The 18,974-nt window shown below is 41.7% G+C and carries 18 protein-coding genes and 1 pseudogene; 11 read left to right on the top strand and 8 right to left on the bottom strand.

The features are described from left to right. Positions 1-174 precede the first annotated feature (174 nt). The 5 genes from M1F17_RS22255 (at position 175) to M1F17_RS22235 (ending at position 5,376) form a co-directional block, all read left to right on the top strand. Positions 175-738: a ProQ/FINO family protein gene (locus M1F17_RS22255; protein WP_257468674.1), complete on the top strand. Its 564-nt coding sequence runs from the start codon at positions 175-177 to the stop codon at positions 736-738. Then, the gene (locus M1F17_RS22250; RefSeq protein WP_140172935.1) at positions 735-1,355 is read left to right on the top strand and encodes a DUF2913 family protein; all 621 of its coding nucleotides are present in this window, start codon (positions 735-737) and stop codon (positions 1,353-1,355) included. The genes M1F17_RS22255 and M1F17_RS22250 overlap by 4 nt, the downstream gene beginning before the upstream one ends. A gap of 119 nt (positions 1,356-1,474) precedes the next feature. Continuing rightward, positions 1,475-2,041: a hypothetical protein gene (locus M1F17_RS22245; RefSeq protein WP_238789268.1), complete on the top strand. Its 567-nt coding sequence runs from the start codon at positions 1,475-1,477 to the stop codon at positions 2,039-2,041. Positions 2,042-2,227: 186 nt separating this feature from the next. Then, a complete protein-coding gene (locus M1F17_RS22240) occupies positions 2,228-3,958 on the top strand; it encodes an ATP-dependent nuclease (protein ID WP_140172934.1) in 1,731 nt (576 codons plus the stop codon). Between the two features lie 2 nt (positions 3,959-3,960). Further along, a complete protein-coding gene (locus tag M1F17_RS22235) occupies positions 3,961-5,376 on the top strand; it encodes a UvrD-helicase domain-containing protein (RefSeq protein ID WP_094962749.1) in 1,416 nt (471 codons plus the stop codon). 152 nt (positions 5,377-5,528) lie between these two features. On the opposite strand, the gene M1F17_RS22230 is transcribed toward M1F17_RS22235, so the two are convergent. From M1F17_RS22230 to M1F17_RS22220, 3 genes are all read right to left on the bottom strand, one after another. Further along, positions 5,529-5,807: a hypothetical protein gene (locus M1F17_RS22230; RefSeq protein ID WP_180359560.1), complete on the bottom strand. Its 279-nt coding sequence runs from the start codon at positions 5,805-5,807 to the stop codon at positions 5,529-5,531. Then, complete coding sequence (locus M1F17_RS22225; protein WP_164529214.1) at positions 5,804-5,959, bottom strand: hypothetical protein; 156 nt, start codon at positions 5,957-5,959, stop codon at positions 5,804-5,806. Before M1F17_RS22225 ends, M1F17_RS22230 begins: the two co-directional genes overlap by 4 nt. Before the next feature lie 83 nt (positions 5,960-6,042). Continuing rightward, positions 6,043-6,558: a hypothetical protein gene (locus M1F17_RS22220; RefSeq protein ID WP_125894902.1), complete on the bottom strand. Its 516-nt coding sequence runs from the start codon at positions 6,556-6,558 to the stop codon at positions 6,043-6,045. A gap of 1,159 nt (positions 6,559-7,717) precedes the next feature. Here M1F17_RS22220 and M1F17_RS22215 point away from each other — a divergent pair. Then, positions 7,718-8,026: a hypothetical protein gene (locus M1F17_RS22215; protein ID WP_140172933.1), complete on the top strand. Its 309-nt coding sequence runs from the start codon at positions 7,718-7,720 to the stop codon at positions 8,024-8,026. A gap of 59 nt (positions 8,027-8,085) precedes the next feature. Beyond that, a pseudogene (locus M1F17_RS22210) lies at positions 8,086-8,229 on the top strand (arylsulfatase regulator); the annotation flags it as partial. Positions 8,230-8,329: 100 nt separating this feature from the next. Here the strand turns inward: M1F17_RS22210 and M1F17_RS22205 are convergent. From M1F17_RS22205 to M1F17_RS22195, 3 genes are all read right to left on the bottom strand, one after another. Next, entirely contained in the window at positions 8,330-8,605 is a 276-nt protein-coding gene (locus M1F17_RS22205) for a type II toxin-antitoxin system YafQ family toxin (protein ID WP_140172931.1), read from the bottom strand. Then, positions 8,605-8,862, bottom strand: coding sequence for a type II toxin-antitoxin system RelB/DinJ family antitoxin (locus M1F17_RS22200; RefSeq protein WP_140172930.1), 258 nt, complete (start codon positions 8,860-8,862; stop codon positions 8,605-8,607). Before M1F17_RS22200 ends, M1F17_RS22205 begins: the two co-directional genes overlap by 1 nt. Positions 8,863-9,034: 172 nt before the next feature. Continuing rightward, on the bottom strand, positions 9,035-9,664 hold the full coding sequence (locus tag M1F17_RS22195; RefSeq protein ID WP_180359559.1) for a recombinase family protein: 630 nt from the start codon (positions 9,662-9,664) through the stop codon (positions 9,035-9,037). 176 nt (positions 9,665-9,840) lie between these two features. Between M1F17_RS22195 and M1F17_RS22190 the strand changes: the two genes are divergently transcribed. Next, positions 9,841-12,867, top strand: a complete 3,027-nt coding sequence (locus M1F17_RS22190; protein ID WP_042849110.1) for a Tn3 family transposase — start codon at positions 9,841-9,843, stop codon at positions 12,865-12,867. An 82-nt stretch (positions 12,868-12,949) separates the two neighbouring features. Next, a complete protein-coding gene (locus M1F17_RS22185) occupies positions 12,950-13,123 on the top strand; it encodes a hypothetical protein (RefSeq protein WP_180359558.1) in 174 nt (57 codons plus the stop codon). A gap of 103 nt (positions 13,124-13,226) precedes the next feature. Here M1F17_RS22185 and M1F17_RS22180 read toward each other — a convergent pair whose 3' ends face one another. Continuing rightward, complete coding sequence (locus M1F17_RS22180; protein ID WP_272677417.1) at positions 13,227-13,922, bottom strand: IS3 family transposase; 696 nt, start codon at positions 13,920-13,922, stop codon at positions 13,227-13,229. Positions 13,923-13,970: 48 nt separating this feature from the next. Then, positions 13,971-16,976 carry a Tn3-like element Tn3 family transposase gene (locus tag M1F17_RS22175; RefSeq protein WP_001143760.1) on the bottom strand — a complete coding sequence of 1,002 codons (3,006 nt, stop codon included), beginning with the start codon at positions 16,974-16,976 and terminating at the stop codon, positions 13,971-13,973. Positions 16,977-17,139: 163 nt separating this feature from the next. On the opposite strand from M1F17_RS22175, the gene M1F17_RS22170 reads away from it, so the two are divergent. Next, positions 17,140-17,697: a recombinase family protein gene (locus tag M1F17_RS22170; RefSeq protein ID WP_001235713.1), complete on the top strand. Its 558-nt coding sequence runs from the start codon at positions 17,140-17,142 to the stop codon at positions 17,695-17,697. Positions 17,698-17,879: 182 nt separating this feature from the next. Then, the gene (locus M1F17_RS22165; RefSeq protein ID WP_000027057.1) at positions 17,880-18,740 is read left to right on the top strand and encodes a broad-spectrum class A beta-lactamase TEM-1; all 861 of its coding nucleotides are present in this window, start codon (positions 17,880-17,882) and stop codon (positions 18,738-18,740) included. Positions 18,741-18,974 lie beyond the last annotated feature (234 nt).

Genomic DNA, 18,974 nt, shown 5'->3' with positions numbered 1-18,974 from the left:
GGGGATTAAACAGCACGTAACCGCTCACGCGGGTCTCGACGGCCCTAACCACTATTCGTTCTTTGTGACTATTTCTGCCGTCTACAGCCCTACGGGCGGGTGATTTCGGTTAAATTTCATGATAATCTGCGATTAATGCATTGATGATAAACACGATTTTGGTGTGAGGTTGGAATGGAACGCAAAACACTGACGTTAAAACGTCCGGCGATAGAAAAAGACTCGGAAAGTACTGAACCGGTTATTCAACGTCGCCGTAAACAGGTGGTGGTTAACACACAGCGTAAACCCCATAAACCCGCCAAAACAGCGCCAACTCAATCGACTAAAAAAGTAACCCCTGCGAAAAAACAGAAAGCGGTTGTCATCCCGTTAGAAAAGAAAGTCATTCCTCCAACGCCACCAAAACAACATCTGCCGTTAGAGGAGGCGATTGCCAATATTTCAGCCTATTGGCCACAACTCTTTCCCGATGGACAACTTCGACCCATGGCAGTGGGGACACGAGAGGCCTTATTTGCGGACAAAAAAGTCCGTGAACTGCCTATTTCATATAAAAAATTGAAACGCAGCCTGGCGGCCATTAGTCACAGTGTCAAATACCGCACGACGATTATGCCTGGTGCAGTACGTTATGATAAAGACGGCCAACCTAACGGGGCTGTCACGGAATCGGATGTGGCCGATACGTTAAAACGCATACAAAGACTCGCTAAACAACAATCACGACACACATGACAAAAGTAATAAATCCCCCGATTTCTGTTGAAGAAAAAAATCATTGGTTAGGTAAATTAGCCTTTTCCGCTTTAGTCGCGCTCAAGCTGGCGCAGTGGGATGGAAAAGCTGCCCGAAACGCCCAGTCCGAAAATCTTTTTCTGCTTCGCTGGCTACAAACGGCCCTGAAACAAAAACGGTTTCATCGTTGTGTCGTTCATGATTTTGAATGGCTCATTCACCTTGGCCAACAATGGCTAATGACCTCAAAATTAAAATCACGGTTAGAATATCTGTGGCGTTCGTGTTGTTGTGATATTACCAGGCAAAGTGATTTGTTTCGTTTAACCTACGCGACCGAGCTGCTTAAAGATTTGGGCTGGGACAGTGTGGTACTCAGTGAAGACCGCTGGCAAAAACTGATTGCGAAAAAGCCGATAGTCACTGCAATTCCCACCTTCTATGTTACTGCCTCTGCTTTAACCACTGGATTCAGTGATGAAGGAAAACAGATAGACTCGGTGGCGTTTTGGGTGCTGGGTGATAAAAAACAATTTAGCGAAGTCTTCAAACAACACCATCTTTGCGGTCAGTTCGATGAAAATTTGCCACACTATACGTTGTTGTTCTTACTGTAGGGTATGGATTTGCAGAGTTTTTCTCAAAAATACACTTAACGCACAGTTTGTGTATAGTTAGGCTTTAGTCCCTATGAGACTCAGTTGTTCGAAATTTAAGCTAAAAAAGGATATACTCCATGAGAAAAATCAACATAAGCTTAAACGACTGTTTTGGTGAAAAAATCAAAATGATTAGAGAGCGAGAAAAAAATTTTTCTCCAGATATTAATTGGTTTTCTAAAATGGATATTGAACGTTTAGATACATATATGACAAAATTTCAATTCAATTCATTTGAAGAAATTCCTCAAGATATGTCTAATTTTTCATACCCACCTTTTGAGGAAATTAATTTCGAATTACCATCGCTACTCAAGCCTGAACATATAGCTAAACTTCCTCTTCAACATCAGAAAAAACCAATAATAATAGAAGTAGACGGGCTTCTTTTTTTAAAAAACCTTGGGAAAGGTGCTTTTTGTATAGACCCTCGCCGTTGGCACAGAATTAAAACTTACATAGCCCAAGGGAATGTAACTTATCCTGAAGGGTTAAATGATGAGTTTGGTGTTTTTGATGGCCGTCACAGAACTCTTCTATTGATGCAATTATATAAGCGCAGATTTGTGCCTGTTGTCGTAGATGAAAAACAGTCTAAAGAATTTATAGCGGCTGCAAAACGATTGAAAGCGCTAAAATTCTAAATTTTGATAGATATGATGTTAGGATTTCCGAGTTTTTAGTTCCACTAATTGGGGCCCGCTTGGAAAACAGAAAATATCCTACGTTAAGGTTATGTTATATACAAATTGATATCAACTCTAGTTCCAACAAGTTTAAAAACTACAGTGGTAAAGAAAAATGCGTTCCCATTTTTAAGAGGCTAAAAGATGTCAGTAATAAGAGCAATAACAATACAGAATTTTAGAAGCATAAAAGAGTTTAAGTGGCATCCAAAACCTGGGCTTAACTGTATAATTGGCCCAGGTGACACGGGAAAATCCACAATTCTAGATGCTATAGACTTAGCGCTCGGAGCGAGACGAAGTTATAATTTTACTGATGCTGATTTTCATGGTCTAAATACTCAAGAGCCTATCGTGATAACAGTCACTATCGGTTGCCTAGATGGTGAGCTCATGAATATTGATAAATACGGCTTTTTTCTTCGTGGTTTTAACCACACATCACTTGAAATACACGATGAACCACAACCGGGTGATGAAACAGTTCTTACCATTAAACTAATAGTTGATCAGGATTTATACCCAGACTGGCGCTTGTACTCAGAAAGAGCAGAAAGTGAAGGTTTAGAGAAGCGTCTGCAATGGAAGCATAAAGAGTTACTAAGCCCAGCTAGACTTGGAACTACTACATATCAACACCTCGCTTGGGGTAACAGCTCTATCCTCAATAAACTCTCAGAAGATACCCTCGATGTTTCAGCAACACTTGCAGAATTAGGAAGACAAACTAGACAACACTTCGCAGATCAGCAAGTTGATGGTGTTAATGATGTTCTATTAAAAGTACAAAAAATCGCAAATGGATTGGGAGTACCAGTCGGTAAACTTAAAGCGCTATTAGATGTCAATGGAGTATCCCTTTCAAACGGCGCTATAAGCCTTCACAATGATGACAATACCCCTTTACGTCAACTAGGCACTGGCTCATCTAGATTGCTTATTAGTGGGTTACAAAAGGCTGCAAGCAAATCAAACATTATTTTAGTTGATGAAGCAGAATATGGGCTAGAACCATATAGAATAACTCGTTTGCTAAATGAGTTAGGTTCCAAAGATACACAGCCAACTCAGCAGGTGTTCATTACTACACATTCACCATATGTTCTCCGAGAGCTACAGGCTCAACAATTAAATGTATTAAGAAAAGTATCTTTAGCTACTCAAGTTTTTGGTAATACCCAAGAATCTCATAAACTTCATAGCCTTGAAGGAAACGATGAGCAACAATCGACTTTGCGTGCTTGCGCTGAATCATTCTTCAGTAAAGCTGTAATCGTTTGTGAAGGTAAAACAGAAATTGGATATGTTCGAGGAATTGATCTTCACAATCAAAGCACGAATTACCGTAGTATTAACGCATGTGGTGTCCATTGTGCCGATGGCGGTGGAGATAGCATGTTCGTAAGAGCGGAAATTTTTGCTCAATTAGGTTATCCCACCGCCATATTTAAAGACTCAGACAAAGCTCAGGAACATGTAGGACCTTCTCAACTGGCTGCGAGTAAAGGCATCGCTATCTATGAGTGGGGTAATAATTCTGCAACTGAAGATGTGCTTTTTATGGCTTGTCCGGCTCAGGTGATTCCTCAATTACTGGCTATTGCAATTCAGCGAAAAGGCCAAGCAGCAATCGAAGACCATATTATTGCTCACTCACAAAACCAAATAACGCTTGATGTTTGTCTAAATCACTTTCAAGAGAGTTATCGAGCGATTTTAGCCAAAGCTGCAAAAAAAAAGTCATGGTTCAAAGATATCGAACCAGCAGAAACGTTTGCACGGAATGTGATTGCTCCCAATTATGCTCAATTTTCAGAAGCTCTCACAACTACGACTAACCAACTGTTTCGATGGGCTCTAGAGCAAGGTGATTGATAATGAGCATAGAAGCAATTTTCGATAATGATGTTGGCTCTATAGTGGCTCCGGCAGGGTGCGGTAAAACCCAGTTGATCACTGATACTCTGGTGATAAAACCAAACAAGCCATATCTTGTCTTAACTCATACGACGGCAGGTGTAGCCGCTCTAAAACTAAGGTTGAAAAAATTATCTGTCCCAACAAAGAACTTCTTTGTTACAACAATAGATGGTTGGGCTTTGAAATTAGCAAAAAACTTTCCTGTTTCATGTCCTATACAAACCTCTCCTGAAAATCCAAAGGCATTCTATCCAGAGTTAAGAAGAAGTGTTCTTGCGTTACTCCAAAATGGGAACGTAAACGACATTCTAAGAGCATCATATTCACGACTACTTGTTGATGAGTACCAAGACTGTAACTTGGTGCAACATCAGGTAGTAACAGAGCTATCGTCATTAATTCCGACGACAGTTTTCGGCGATCCGATGCAGTGTATATTTAACTTCGCAGGAAGGATGCCTGACTGGAACACAGAGGTTCAAGCAAGGTTTCCTCAAATACATGAATTAACAGTACCATGGAGGTGGAATAATGCTGGTTCCCATGGTCTTGGACAGTGGGTACTCGATTGCCGAAATATATTGATCCAAGGTAATAAAATAGATCTTTCGACATGCCCTGGTTATGTTCACCACAAGCCATTGTCCGGTGTTGCAAGCACTGACTTACAAGCTCAACAAGCTGCTCAATATGATATTTTTAATAGAGCTCAAAATGAATCTTTGCTCGTAATCGGTGATTCAATAAATGCAAGATCTAGGCATAAATATGCTCAAAGTAGTAGGAATATTGATGTCGTTGAGCCAGTGCAACTCGACGATGTAGCTAATGCTGCTCGCTCTTTTGATAGTGCGCAAGGCATAGATTTGGTTGATGCCATTCTTACCTACTCGGGTGAGATGATGACCAATGTGCAAAGGCCACAGACCCTACAAAGATTACGCACTATTCAAGCAGGGAGAAGTCGAATACCTATCACTTCACTGGAGACTGCTCTCCTCAATGTTCTCCAGAATAGCTCTCGCAATAATATTCTGACGGCTTTGCTGCAATTAGAGTCTAAACAAGGAGCTAAAGTTTATCGCAAGGCTGCATTTTCAGCGCTGAAAGACACTATTTCACTTTCAAGCTCTATGCCTGACCAGACCATATTGGACGCCGCTTCATCAATTCGTGAGCAACTCAGGCTACATGGCGATCGACGAATATCTCGCCGCGCAATTGGATCGACACTGCTACTGAAAGGGCTAGAGTGTGATCATTCACTAATTCTTAACGCTGATAACATGAATGCACAACATCTATACGTTGCTTTATCAAGAGGGGCAAAATCAACAACTGTTTTTTCTCAAAGCAACCTGATTGGCCCATAACCATTTAATGGGGTGTTTTGACTTAAAGAACGGTTTGTCTGATTGATTCTTAAAACGCTTTTAAAAACATAGCGTTATAATGGTTTGTTAAAATTAAAAACTTAATATTCAACATACTAATCAACTGAATATTAAGCTTATTTTTAATTTCTTTATTTCATAAATTCAATGCTATTAATTTCATCCTCTGTTAAAGGTAGAAATTCTTCCATGCTGTCGGCTACACTGTGTGCATAAGCACTAATATCCTCTTCATCGACTTCACCTAAGCTATTCCTCATGCTCTCTGCAAACTCTTCGATATTATTGATAATATTAGCATGCAAGCTCGGATCTGCTTTAATAGCGGGGTTCAGTGATGAGGGGAAACAGGTTAACTCAGTAGAGTTTTGGGTGCTTGGGGAGAGAAAACAATTTAGTGAAGTAATCAAACAGCACCATCTTTGTGGTCAGTTCGATGAAAATTTGCCACACTATACGTTGTTGCTATCACGTTAGGATGTATCATATCTACAGCGTCATACACTTTAGGTAATAAACGCTCACGTTTGCGATTGGCTAAAAAATCGTAATAGCGGATCATCTTAAAATGCCGTGGTGGGTATAGAATGGGATTCCTGCGTAGAACCCATTCTGATTTATTTATAGCATAGAATAATGTAGAATTTATTGTGTTGTATTCGAAGGTTTTTTACATCCTAGTTCTATAAGTGCATCAGTAATAAATGGAAATGCTGGTTGTTGCCATGGATTAATATAATTTGGTTTTAGGCTTGTTACTTCAAATTTTGTTTTATTTTTATTGTCATAAACCCATCTCTTTGTCGTATTTATTTCTTCATACTTATCAATCTGATATTTGATGTTATCAAGAATATCTTTTAATGAGATGGATGGACAGTTCCCTGTTCCTTTTGTTACGTACTGCTGCGCCGCTTCCAAAAATCCCAAACAGTGAGAGTATTCGTTGCTTGAACCTTTTTGGGCTCCATTATTACAAATTTTGACCAAATCTTGAATTGATGGTGCTGCATAATAGGTGGCTTTTGGTGTATCTATGTACTTGCTGATGTCACCGAATAGTTGAGAGTCAATAATTGATGTGTTTTTACTTAATACTATTGAAGGAAAAAAAAACATCGAAAATAAAATATAACTAATTGATATGTTAGGTTTAAGCATAATTTTATTTATCCCAATAAGTGAGATGGTGTTAGAAAAACTCTTTCTTAACTGAAGGTATACAATGTTAATCTAAAAATGCACAGTATAACATGGAGTTGGATTTTTACCGTACATGGCTAGGAATCTATGGTCACTCCTTTTTTGCAACACAGATTTTGAAGATATTGTTGGCTTGCATGAATCTATACGGCGTCTGAATCCGCACCTAATGAACCTTGTAAAATTGAGCTGCATTGGCTCCTGAGGGCCAATGGAACGAAAACGTACGCTAATTAGTGTACGTTTTCCGAATGGTTGGCAGTTATCGCAGCTACCCTGTCACTGCCCCCTGAATTGTTTGTCACTTAGACATTAATGAGTGTCAATTTTGTTTAATCCCATGCCCGTTTGGTGAATAGGGTTAACATTTTTCGTGATTTGACTGACATGATGACCTGGACGAAAAGGAATGTGATTTTTTATTTATAGTCAATGTGTCCACTAATTCATTGAAATCGTGCGATTAAATACATCTAGATAGAGTGTGAAAATGCAAATTAGACTTCACTCGAACATTGAGAGTCGAAAAACGGACAGAAAATCGATTCTGCGTTATGAGGGGTTTGAAGCCTAACCGTACGAGATCGTACGCTAAGTTTATTTTTTTAGCGGGTTTGGCGAGTAAAGAAAACGAGGGTTTTGTTTACTCTTTTCATTGATGGCAGTATCCATCAGTTTCAGACACTTCCGACGTTAATAAACTCGGTAATCAAAGTAAATCTATTCGACAACATAACGGCTTTATAGACTTAAAATCATATAGTTACTTCCTTAACGTACGTTTCCGCACGGTTAGGCTTCAAACCCCGATTAAGGTCCCATCAATGAGAAATATGCATAAAAAAAACATCAAATTAATGGTGTCGGATTTTTCGGCGGTTCCGGCGTGGAACCCCAATCACTAACCGTATGACAAAGACACCCAATCCCTCAATTACCTTTGAAGAAAAAAATCGTTGGCTGGGTAAATTTACGTTTGCGGCTTTAGTAGCGCTCAAGATGGCGCAATGGGATGGAAAAGCTGCCTGAAACGCCCAGCCTGAAAATCTTTTTCTTCTTCCTTAGTTTTGTTATCTTAGCGTATTCTTACCTTACTTAACTTTTTCATGAGGTTTGTATGCGCTATCTTCTAATTTTTCAGATTTATGATCGTAGTTGTGATATTTACCATGAAGAAATTTTTGAAAGTTTTGAGCCTTTTATGTCATTGCATGTCGGTGATCATGTCAACCCTAATAGCCTTCCCAAATTAGCTTCATTGGCTGAGACGATTATTCATCCTTTAGGCGGTAAATTTAAGCTCCAAGTTTCTGAGATTGAACATATGTTCCATTCTACTAATGATCTCGACAAAGGTGGTTTTGTAGAACATTCTGTTGGAGGGCATACGACTCTAATTACGTTGCAAAAATCGACAGAGGAGTGAAGCACTAAGCAGGGTAAATAAGTAGGGGTTCGCTTGGGAAACGGAAATTATCCTACGTTAAGCTGGTGATGGACAGCACATCAAAGGTACAGATGAACTACTTCTGTCAGCAATATTCAGGATATTTTTGGTTTGCGAAATGGATGGAGCGACTGGCTCAGGGGATTGCTGATGGTGTTATCGAGGTTCCGAAAGACCGCTAAAATAGTAGACCGGAAATTCCGGCGCGGCGTAGAACCCCATAACCATAGTCGAACTACAGTAACTTCCTATACACGAGTGCTTCATGCCCCGTTAAGTAGATTAATATTGGCTAAAAATATCTTGGTGAGAACCCGTTCTCGCTAACTTTAATTCTTGACCAGTAATTTTATAAATTAGTAGCCAATCGCCTTCAATATGAGCATCTCTATATCCTCGCCAATTACCTGTTAAAGGGTGGTCTACATAGTCCGCAGGGATCTGTTCTTCCTTTATTAGTAACTCAATTAATACTTTTAGCTTGTTTAAATCCTTCCCTCTTTTTTTTTGTCGCTTAACATCCGCCTTAAAAGCACTAGAACGAATAGGAGTTAGCATCAGATCCCCAAATCATCGAAAAGTGCATTGGTTGAAGAAAATGCTTTTCCATTCCCTTTTTCTAATTCTTCAATTGCCTCTTTAGTCACAACATTTGGTGTTTTGATATCAAATGGTAGTTTTCCTTCATCGGCAACACGAATCATAACCATACGGATAAGATCAGATGTATTTAAGCCCATCTTTGCAAGTGCAGATACAGCTCGTTCTTTGACATCTTGAGAAATTCTAGCTTTAACAGTCGTATCAGAAATCATATTATTATCCTCATGTGTTATCACTCTTTTATTGTGTGCCTGATGTGCCCACAAATCAAGCTTTTTTGAAGTTTATGTTTACTATGGGCTCTTTTAGGGGGGCTAGCCCACTTCATCGAAAAGCCCAAATTTTGCTCGTAACACATTGATATCATAACTATGGATAAGTCATTTATTTCGCTGCTTTCATCGATTTTGATACCTTTGAAATCGTATGTCTTGAACAACCTATCAGGTTTTCTATCTGACTATAGCTTTTCCCTTCCATCAGCAAGCCTTTAATATTTTGGTGTAATATTTTATTGATCGGGCGACCTTTATATTTTCCTTCTTGTTTGGCTTTTTGCACTCCTTGGGCTTGGCGACGGCGTCTATCCTCATAATCCTTTCTCGCAATTGCAGCCAGCATGTCTAACATCATACCGTTAAGAGCCGCGAGCATTCGTTCTGTAAACGCATCAGTGCTACTCATAAATTGATAACTGGTTGGAAGATCTAAAGACACAATCTTTAGCCCTTTATGTCCAATGAGATATTTTAATTTTTCCCAGTCATCCGTATTCAAGCGGCTAATTCTATCCACTTGTTCAACTAAGATAATATCACCTGCCATGGCCACATTGAGCAAGCGGAAGAGTTCTGGTCGGTGAAGTTGAGCACCCGACTCATTCTCCTCAAACCAGCAGGCAATTTGCAGCCCCATTCCTTCCACAAACCTAAGTAGTTCTTTTTTTGCTCTAGACGCATCTTGCTCATGCGTTGATGCGCGAAGATACCCATAAATTCGTGTATTTGTATTCATTGGTGCACTATACATTGGTGTTGTTATGTCAGTGCATTATACATCGGTTTTTCATACTTACTACACTAGAGTTTACTTAGTGAAGTTAAGGTAGACTTAAATTGCACTTTTATATCGATTACGCGCGCGTCCATTATATGATGTTGTTTATTTTTAGAGGATATAACATAACCACAATGAAAGAGATTAAATCAGGCCGTATTCAAATTTTGACAGAACAGGAGATTCATGAGCTCTATTCTCGTCCAATATTTAATCAAATTGAGCGTGAAGAATATTTTTCATTAGATCCGAGTATAAAAAAAATCCTCACTAAAATGGGAAAAATTGAAACGAAAATATATTTAATTCTTCTGATTGGTTATTTTCGCGCGAAGCCTGTTGTCGCTCAATTTAAACTACGAGAGGTTAAACAAGATGTCGACTATATTTATGCGACACATTTTCCAAATAGAAAGCCGAAATACCCCTTTATTGCTAAAAGTACTCGAGCAACATTGATCGCTAAAATGCATGAAATACTGGGTTTTTCGCGGTTATTAAGACAAGATAAACAAGCCTTGATAGAGCGTTTGGGTGATGTCGCAACAATCTGTACATACCCCAAATATATTTTTGATGAATGCCTCGCTTTTTTAGGTCAAAACAGAATTGGATTAGTGGGTTATTCCACTTTGCAAAATATGATCACCACGGTTTTAGCTAATGAGAGGCATCGTACCGAGTTGATCCTTTCAAATAGCGTGCCACCAATAATACATAAAAAATTAAAGAAGATACTGCATACAAAAGGGGTTTTAAATAGTCTATCTGGCCAACAAGGCGCAGCTAAAGATTTTACACCGACAGAGCTCGCAAGTGAAATTGAAACGCATAATGCCATAAAAAGTGTTTATCCCGACGTAAAACGTCTTGTTGGTGAATTGGGATTATCATTAGGTAATTTAAGCTATTATGCATCGATTATTCAACATCAATCGATTTATAAAATTCGTCGATTTCCCGAATGGCAAGGCATGTTATATCTGGTTTGTTATCTATTTTTTCGCTACCAAGAAACTAATGATAAATTGGTAACAGCTTTTTTATATGTGACGAGAAAGCAAAGGGAAGCTGCGAGTGCTTTAGCTAAGTTACGCATTGCAGAAGAACTGGAAATTATTCGTGAAAAGTTAATGCATGCGGGTAATATTTTACACCTCTTTGTTGATGAAAACGTCAGTGACAATACGCAATTTGGTGATATTCGCCAAAATGCATTTGCAATGATGTCTAAAGATGAAATTCAGTTAATAAGTCAACATCTTAATAAGAATAGTTTTGATAAAACCCATTATGAGTGGCTATACATTGATACACAATACAGAAAAATTGCGAATACAATGAGGTCACTCTTTCTCGCGATTGATATCGAGTGCGAACCAGGATTACAACTACTATCTTCCCAATTATTAACAGCAAAATCAGAACTTCAAAAAGATAAGCACATTTCTACCGTCGATCAGCGGTTACTGTTAAAAAACGATAAACCTTTTATCCTGATAGATGAACAGGTTAATACTCAACGATTTGAATACTATTTATACCAAAAAGTGGCTCGGATGATTGAGAGTAACAATATTTACATCAATGAAAGCGCCAGCAACAAGCGTTTAGACGATGATCTGATTTCAGCCACCGAGTGGAAAAAAAGCCATGTCATCATTCAAAAAACAGGATTAACTCGGCTCAATACACCGATACAACAAACGCTTTCGGAATTAACGCAAAAACTGAGAGACCAAATGGAGCGAATTGGTCGCAATATCCATGATGGAGCCAATGATTTCGTGACACTTCAACCGCGTTCAAATCAGTTAACATGGAAACTGGCGAATAAACGCTGGAAAGATGACATTGATAATCCCATATATAACCAGCTCCAACATATGGGGATCATTGAAATTATGGACTATGTTCATCAAAAAACGGGTTACTTAGATGCATTTAAAAATATCGCATCAAAAAAGAAAAACACTAAGGCCAAAGAGGGCGATTTACTCGCTTGCATATTTGGAAATGGCTCAAACTATGGTGTTCATCATATGTCATCAATATCAGATAGAGCCATCGGTGTGCTTAGAGCCGTCAATGATGGTTATATTAGGCCTGAAACAACGAGTGAAGCTAATGATATGATAGCTGATGCTTTAGCAAAACTCCCCATTTTCAAATATTATACGATTAACGAAAGTGCCCCATTTGGTAGTATTGATGGCCAAAAACATGGTTGCCGAATCAATACATTTAAAGCCCGTTTTTCTGCTAAATATTTCCGAAAAGGGAAAGGCGTATCAGCACTCACATTAGTTTCAAATCATGTACCAATAAATACGAAAGTGATTTCAGCCAATGAATATGAGGCTCACCACGCATTCGATTTACTCTATAATAATACCAGCCATATTCAGCCCAAAACATTAGCAACAGACACGCATGGCGTTAACAATGTAAACTTTGCTATCCTTGATCTCTTTGGGTATCAGTTTGCCCCGCGATATGCAAAATTTAAACACGTTTTTAATGAATTGTTTGAGATCGAGTATGATGAAATCCTTTCCCTGAAACTTAAAAAATCGCTCAACTTATCACTCATTCAAGAAGAGTGGGAAAATATTCAATGGATAATTTGTTCATTAAGCCGTAAAACGACGACACAAAGCACGGTGATTACTAAGCTTTCTAACAGTAAGAAAAACAATCGCACCTTAGCGGCTCTTCGTGAATATGACCGAATAATTAAGTGTTTATACGTTCTCGATTATGTTGATGACAAAATGCTCAGGCAGTTTGTCCAACAAGCACTTAATCGGGGTGAGGCTTACCATCAATTACGGCGTGCAATTGCGTCAATTAATGGTAATCAATTCAGAGGTGGCGATGATTACCAGATAGAACAATGGAATGATTGTGCTCGTATCATTGCTAACTGCATTATTTATTATAATTCTGCATTATTATCCAGTTTGATTGAAAAATTTGCGCGTGAAAATAATCAAGAAGCGGTGAATATGATAGCTGAGTTATCACCTGTCGCATGGCAGCATATACAGCTGGCCGGTAATTACACCTTTGGCCTTAAAAAAGATAATATTGTACTGGAAAGATTACTGGAGAATTTAGATCCTCTTATTTCAGAAGAGTCGTTAAGCTTAGCGGCATAGTCTATTAATATTATTAAACTATATATCGGCTGTAGTCCTTGATATCAAAGGGCTACAAGCAAACTTTGGACTTTTCGATGAAATGGGCACACAACCCCATATAGGAATTAAACCTGAATATTTGGCTATGTTATACCGAACCACTGGTGATTTAGATGGATTGAAACTCCCAAAAAGAAATCGTCATGGAAAAGTAAAAATGAGTGAAGTTTTATTGTTTAAAAAGGAGTTTGAAAATAAAAATGAAGGAGGGTAAATCTCTAGTATTGCTTTATTTTAAATTTTTGGAACGTAAAAAAGTGTGGGGTATTTACACGATGTAAATACCCCATTTATAACACAGTCATCTCGTAGAATATTTATGCCGCACTTCGGTACTCAAATGGCGTCATGTCATTGAGTGAATCGTGCGGCCGTTCGTTGTTGTATAGCTCAATCCAGTCTTCGGTTATTTGCTTCACTTCGTTCAGGTTGTTGAAAATGTAGCAATTGAGTACATCATCGCGATAAGTTCGGTTAAATCGTTCAATGTATGCGTTTTGATATGGGCAACCGGGTTTAATGTAATCAATCATAATGTCATGTGCTTTTGCCCAATTTACAAACACTTCCGAGGTGAATTCGCTGCCATTATCAACCCGAATTTTCTCAGGGTAACCGTGCCACTCAGCAAGTTGGTCAAGATAGCGTATGACACGCAATGACGGCATGCTGGTCGCAATATCAATACCTAAAACTTCGCGATTAAAGTCATCAATAACGTTAAATGTGCGGAACCTGACTTTGTTGTGCAAGCTGTCACTCATAAAGTCCATTGACCAAGATTTTCCCAATGCATTCGGTGCAGCTAACGGCTCTGGGTTACGGTTGGGCAGTCGCTTTTTGCCTTTGCGTCGTAGGTTCAGTTTTAGCTCCTTATAAACGCGATAAACACGTTTGTGGTTCCAACTGTGGCCTAGCTTTCGAAGGCGTTTAAAGCACTTCGGGAACCCCCACCGATAATGCTTGTCGATTAAAGCATTCAAGGCATCAATGATTTCGTCATCATCGGTCAGCTTTGGCTCGTAATAGGGGTCTGACGCTCAGTGGAACGAAAACTCACGTTAAGCAACGTTTTCTGCCTCTGACGCCTCTTTTAATGGTCTCAGATGTCCTTTGGTCACCAGTTCTGCCAGCGTGAAGGAATAATGGCCGAGCATATTGATATGTCCGTGGCAAAGCGGGGAGAGGCGTGCGATATCTTCATCATTCAGTGTTTCACCCTGCGCCCGGAGATGATCCAGGGCTGCCTGCATATAAATAGTGTTCCATAACACGACGGCGTTAGTGACCAGCCCCAGTGTGCCCAGTTGATCTTCCTGACCGTCGGTATATCGTTTTCTTATCTCACCTTTTTGACCGTGACAGATGGCTCTGGCAACGGCATGGCGACTTTCTCCCCGATTAAGCTGGGTCAGAATGCGCCGGCGGTAATCTTCATCATCAATATAATTAAGCAGATACAGCGTTTTGTTGATGCGCCCCACTTCAATGATTGCCTGAGTCAGTCCGGAAGGACGTTCACTTTTCAGCAATGAACGGACCAGCACTGAAACCTGTACTTTGCCCAGCTTCAGGGAGCCAGCGGTCCGGATCATTTCGTCCCACTGAAGGACTATTTTTCGGGGATCTGATTGCCCTCTGGCAATATCATTCAGCACGCCATAGTCGGCATCATGGTCCATTCGCCAGAAAACCGAAGCACCGGCATCAGCCAGGCGTGGAGAAAACTGGTATCCCAGCAGCCAGAAAAGGCCAAAGACAAGTTCGCTGGCACCTGCTGTATCGGTCATAATTTCGGTTGGATTCAGCCCGGTCTCCTGTTCCAGAAGACCTTCCAGCACAAAGATAGAGTCCCTCAGCGTCCCCGGTATAACGATGCCATGAAAGCCGGAATACTGATCGGACACAAAGTTGTACCAGGTGATCCCTCTGTTATTACCAAAGTATTTGCGGTTCGGTCCGGCATTGATTGTTCTGACTGGCGTAACAAAGCGCATTCCATCTGCAGATGCCACTTCTCCTCCACCCCATATCTGTGCCAGTGGCAGCGTTGCCTGAAAATCAACCAGTCTGGCATTAGCGCTGGTGATAGTTTCAGCCCGCAGATAGTTCGCTTTTGTCCAGTTCAGCCGGTGTCGGGTCAGTGCAGGAACATTTGATCTGATCAGTGGTTCCAGACCGATATTGCAGGCTTCAGCCATCAGCACGGCGCTGATGCTGACGGGCAGATCATCAACTCTGGCACTGGCTTCACTAGCATGGAAAAACTCATCAGCAAATCCGGTATGGGCGTTAATTTCGAGCAGCAACTCCGTTAAATCCACCGGAGGGAGTAGATCACTGATCATTTTGCTCAGTCGTTTCAGACTGTCCGGCTCATCAAGACTGGCGAGGGGAGAAATTGTCAACCGGGGCTTCGGGCCAGAAACATCGAGTTCGACAGCCTCATTTTCGCAAAGACGTGCAGCAACCTGTCTGTAACGACTATCAAGCTGATGACCCAGAGATTTTATTGCTTCCTGCGGGTCTGTCGGGTGCCCCAAAGAACGATAAACCTTAATCCGGTTTGCCTGCCAGTCAGCACCCTGTAGTAATCTTGCACGAGGATCTCCCCACCGGTTACTGCCGGTAACGTAGACATCCCTCCGCCTCAGACTATCCTGCAGTTTACTGAGAAAGCAGAGCGTGTATCCCCTGCGGGTGATATGTTTTTCCTTGTTAATCACCAGCCGTTTCCATGACCGACTGATAATTTCCGTTGGTGCGTCGTCAAAAAACTGCCGCCGTGAGCTGAACTCCCGGCTGAGGTAGTCACAGGCATTCAGAGTGGTAACCCCGGCAGGTGCGGATGAAAATTTAACGGTATTCAGCAGATGGGGCAGGAAACGACGAACGCGCCCGTACTGCTCCACCATTTCTTCATGAAAATTATCGTCTGAGGGCCGGGCAATTTCACGGACAAGCGTGATGATTTCAGCCAGCTTTTGCCTTGGGATGTAGCTGAACACCTCAGCACGAATCGATTCGTCCGGTGTTTCTTCTTTCAGCAGGTACGAACATGCGCTGGCGAGCGCCAATGCAGATTTATCCAGATCCTTCAGCGAGCGGAGCCGTTTTTTCTGCCCAATCTTTCTGGCGTCACGGATGATAACGGCCAGCATGGCGTCCAGAACGTCCAATGCATCATCCAGCGCCAGCGTTTCCCATGCAAGGACAAAGGCAACCAGAACCGCCATCCTTTTCTGCGGTGACATCCTGGCAATATTGAACACCGAAGTCATACCAGCATAACGTGCGAGATTTTTCAGGCGCACAGCCGGGAGTGTACTCAGGTTTTCAGCATGCAGGCCAAAATCGTTCAGAGTTTTCCAGCGTTCAATTGCTTCATTAAACGCCGGACCACTGATGGTCACAGGGCCCTTTTTCAGTGATTCCAGTAAAGACAGGCGGCTGCAATCAGTTGGCCCCAGCAGCATCTCCAGCTGTGAACGCTGTTCGGCTGACGGTATCAGTGCCAGTTTGTTCCACAGGCGCAACGTCGCCTTTTCCCTTACCTCTGAAATCAACCGGGTCAGCGTAGTGGCTCCGGGGAGAATAATACGATGTTGCATAAGCCACCCTGTCGCCAGATCGAAAAGCAGGCCAGGACGTTCGTTGCTTATCCAGCTCCGGGTATATAAAAGACGGGTAAGGCGAAATGTCCAGGGCCAGGCAAATTCACGATACTGATAGTGCTGACGTATCAGCGCTGCATGCTCACGGCGGGTATTTTCCCTCTGACCGTATTCTGCAAGAACGGTGATATCACGAATCCCGAGCTGTCTGGCGGTAAAATGCCGGACGCCGGAAGGAATATGATTCATATCGGTGAGGAAGGTGCCCAGAAAACGGACACATCCAATTTGCAGGGCAATGCCCAGACGGTTGTGATCACCTCTGCTTTTTCCGATAAATTCCTTGTCTGCTTCATCAAGGTGAAAATATCGTGCCAGCTGAAGCTCATCCGGTTCACCGGTGAATCTGCCATAGCTTTCAGTCTGCTCAGTGGTCAGAAAGTCAACGGGCATATCGGCCTCCCTGCCTGACGGGCATTTAGTAACATTTTTCCAACCGTACGAAATGTTATAAATTATCGGACATCGTAAAACTGTTACATTAATATGTCTATTAAATCGTAAATTTGTAATAATAGACATGAGTTGTCCGATATTCGATTTAAGGTACATTTTTATGCGACTTTTTGGTTACGCTCGGGTCTCAACCAGTCAGCAGTCTCTTGATCTTCAGGTCAGAGCACTCAAAGACGCAGGTGTGAAAGCAAACCGTATATTTACCGATAAGGCATCCGGCAGTTCAACAGACCGGGAAGGGCTGGATTTGCTGAGGATGAAGGTGGAGGAAGGTGATGTCATTCTGGTTAAGAAGCTCGACCGTCTTGGCCGCGACACTGCCGATATGATCCAACTGATAAAGGAATTTGACGCTCAGGGCGTGGCAGTCCGGTTCATTGATGACGGGATCAGTACCGACGGTGATATGGGGCAAATGGTGGTCACCATCCTGTCGGCTGTGGCACAGGCTGAACGCCGGAGGATCCTAGAACGCACGAATGAGGGCCGACAGGAAGCAAAGCTGAAAGGAATCAAATTTGGCCGCAGGCGTACCGTGGACAGGAACGTCGTGCTGACGCTTCATCAGAAGGGCACTGGTGCAACGGAAATTGCTCATCAGCTCAGTATTGCCCGCTCCACGGTTTATAAAATTCTTGAAGACGAAAGGGCCTCGTGATACGCCTATTTTTATAGGTTAATGTCATGATAATAATGGTTTCTTAGACGTCAGGTGGCACTTTTCGGGGAAATGTGCGCGGAACCCCTATTTGTTTATTTTTCTAAATACATTCAAATATGTATCCGCTCATGAGACAATAACCCTGGTAAATGCTTCAATAATATTGAAAAAGGAAGAGTATGAGTATTCAACATTTTCGTGTCGCCCTTATTCCCTTTTTTGCGGCATTTTGCCTTCCTGTTTTTGCTCACCCAGAAACGCTGGTGAAAGTAAAAGATGCTGAAGATCAGTTGGGTGCACGAGTGGGTTACATCGAACTGGATCTCAACAGCGGTAAGATCCTTGAGAGTTTTCGCCCCGAAGAACGTTTTCCAATGATGAGCACTTTTAAAGTTCTGCTATGTGGTGCGGTATTATCCCGTGTTGACGCCGGGCAAGAGCAACTCGGTCGCCGCATACACTATTCTCAGAATGACTTGGTTGAGTACTCACCAGTCACAGAAAAGCATCTTACGGATGGCATGACAGTAAGAGAATTATGCAGTGCTGCCATAACCATGAGTGATAACACTGCTGCCAACTTACTTCTGACAACGATCGGAGGACCGAAGGAGCTAACCGCTTTTTTGCACAACATGGGGGATCATGTAACTCGCCTTGATCGTTGGGAACCGGAGCTGAATGAAGCCATACCAAACGACGAGCGTGACACCACGATGCCTGCAGCAATGGCAACAACGTTGCGCAAACTATTAACTGGCGAACTACTTACTCTAGCTTCCCGGCAACAATTAATAGACTGGATGGAGGCGGATAAAGTTGCAGGACCACTTCTGCGCTCGGCCCTTCCGGCTGGCTGGTTTATTGCTGATAAATCTGGAGCCGGTGAGCGTGGGTCTCGCGGTATCATTGCAGCACTGGGGCCAGATGGTAAGCCCTCCCGTATCGTAGTTATCTACACGACGGGGAGTCAGGCAACTATGGATGAACGAAATAGACAGATCGCTGAGATAGGTGCCTCACTGATTAAGCATTGGTAACTGTCAGACCAAGTTTACTCATACTGAAATAATTGGGGGGTGATTACCACCGTAAATTTTTCCCAGACGGTAAAAAGAATTACAGACTTTTATCAACTAAAAAAGTGGCCTGAATATCAGCACTACCGTCAATACCATTTCAGTAAATCAGGATAGGGAAAAATTGGCAAACCCAGTTCTTCACTTGCTCTGCGGGTTCTGTCACCCTGACGTCATACGGTAATCCCCCCCAAT

The sequence above is a fragment of the Providencia sp. PROV073 genome, from assembly GCF_033688125.1.
GTDB classification, from domain to species: Bacteria; Pseudomonadota; Gammaproteobacteria; order Enterobacterales; family Enterobacteriaceae; genus Providencia; species Providencia hangzhouensis.
Note: the sequence above shows the minus strand (reverse complement) of the source record. Positions and strands in the feature narration are given on the sequence as shown.

Bases quoted from the DNA above. Each gene is read 5' to 3' on its own strand.
- M1F17_RS22175 (WP_001143760.1), bottom strand. From the start codon at position 16,976: ATGCCCGTTGACTTTCTGACCACTGAGCAGACTGAAAGCTATGGCAGA.
- M1F17_RS22235 (WP_094962749.1), top strand. From the start codon at position 3,961: ATGAGCATAGAAGCAATTTTCGATAATGATGTTGGCTCTATAGTGGCT.
- M1F17_RS22220 (WP_125894902.1), bottom strand. From the start codon at position 6,558: ATGCTTAAACCTAACATATCAATTAGTTATATTTTATTTTCGATGTTT.
- M1F17_RS22195 (WP_180359559.1), bottom strand. From the start codon at position 9,664: ATGAATACAAATACACGAATTTATGGGTATCTTCGCGCATCAACGCAT.
- M1F17_RS22240 (WP_140172934.1), top strand. From the start codon at position 2,228: ATGTCAGTAATAAGAGCAATAACAATACAGAATTTTAGAAGCATAAAA.
- M1F17_RS22250 (WP_140172935.1), top strand. From the start codon at position 735: ATGACAAAAGTAATAAATCCCCCGATTTCTGTTGAAGAAAAAAATCAT.
- M1F17_RS22205 (WP_140172931.1), bottom strand. From the start codon at position 8,605: ATGCTAACTCCTATTCGTTCTAGTGCTTTTAAGGCGGATGTTAAGCGA.
- M1F17_RS22170 (WP_001235713.1), top strand. From the start codon at position 17,140: ATGCGACTTTTTGGTTACGCTCGGGTCTCAACCAGTCAGCAGTCTCTT.
- M1F17_RS22190 (WP_042849110.1), top strand. From the start codon at position 9,841: ATGAAAGAGATTAAATCAGGCCGTATTCAAATTTTGACAGAACAGGAG.
- M1F17_RS22225 (WP_164529214.1), bottom strand. From the start codon at position 5,959: ATGATCCGCTATTACGATTTTTTAGCCAATCGCAAACGTGAGCGTTTA.
- M1F17_RS22215 (WP_140172933.1), top strand. From the start codon at position 7,718: ATGCGCTATCTTCTAATTTTTCAGATTTATGATCGTAGTTGTGATATT.
- M1F17_RS22165 (WP_000027057.1), top strand. From the start codon at position 17,880: ATGAGTATTCAACATTTTCGTGTCGCCCTTATTCCCTTTTTTGCGGCA.
- M1F17_RS22200 (WP_140172930.1), bottom strand. From the start codon at position 8,862: ATGATTTCTGATACGACTGTTAAAGCTAGAATTTCTCAAGATGTCAAA.
- M1F17_RS22185 (WP_180359558.1), top strand. From the start codon at position 12,950: ATGGGCACACAACCCCATATAGGAATTAAACCTGAATATTTGGCTATG.
- M1F17_RS22245 (WP_238789268.1), top strand. From the start codon at position 1,475: ATGAGAAAAATCAACATAAGCTTAAACGACTGTTTTGGTGAAAAAATC.
- M1F17_RS22255 (WP_257468674.1), top strand. From the start codon at position 175: ATGGAACGCAAAACACTGACGTTAAAACGTCCGGCGATAGAAAAAGAC.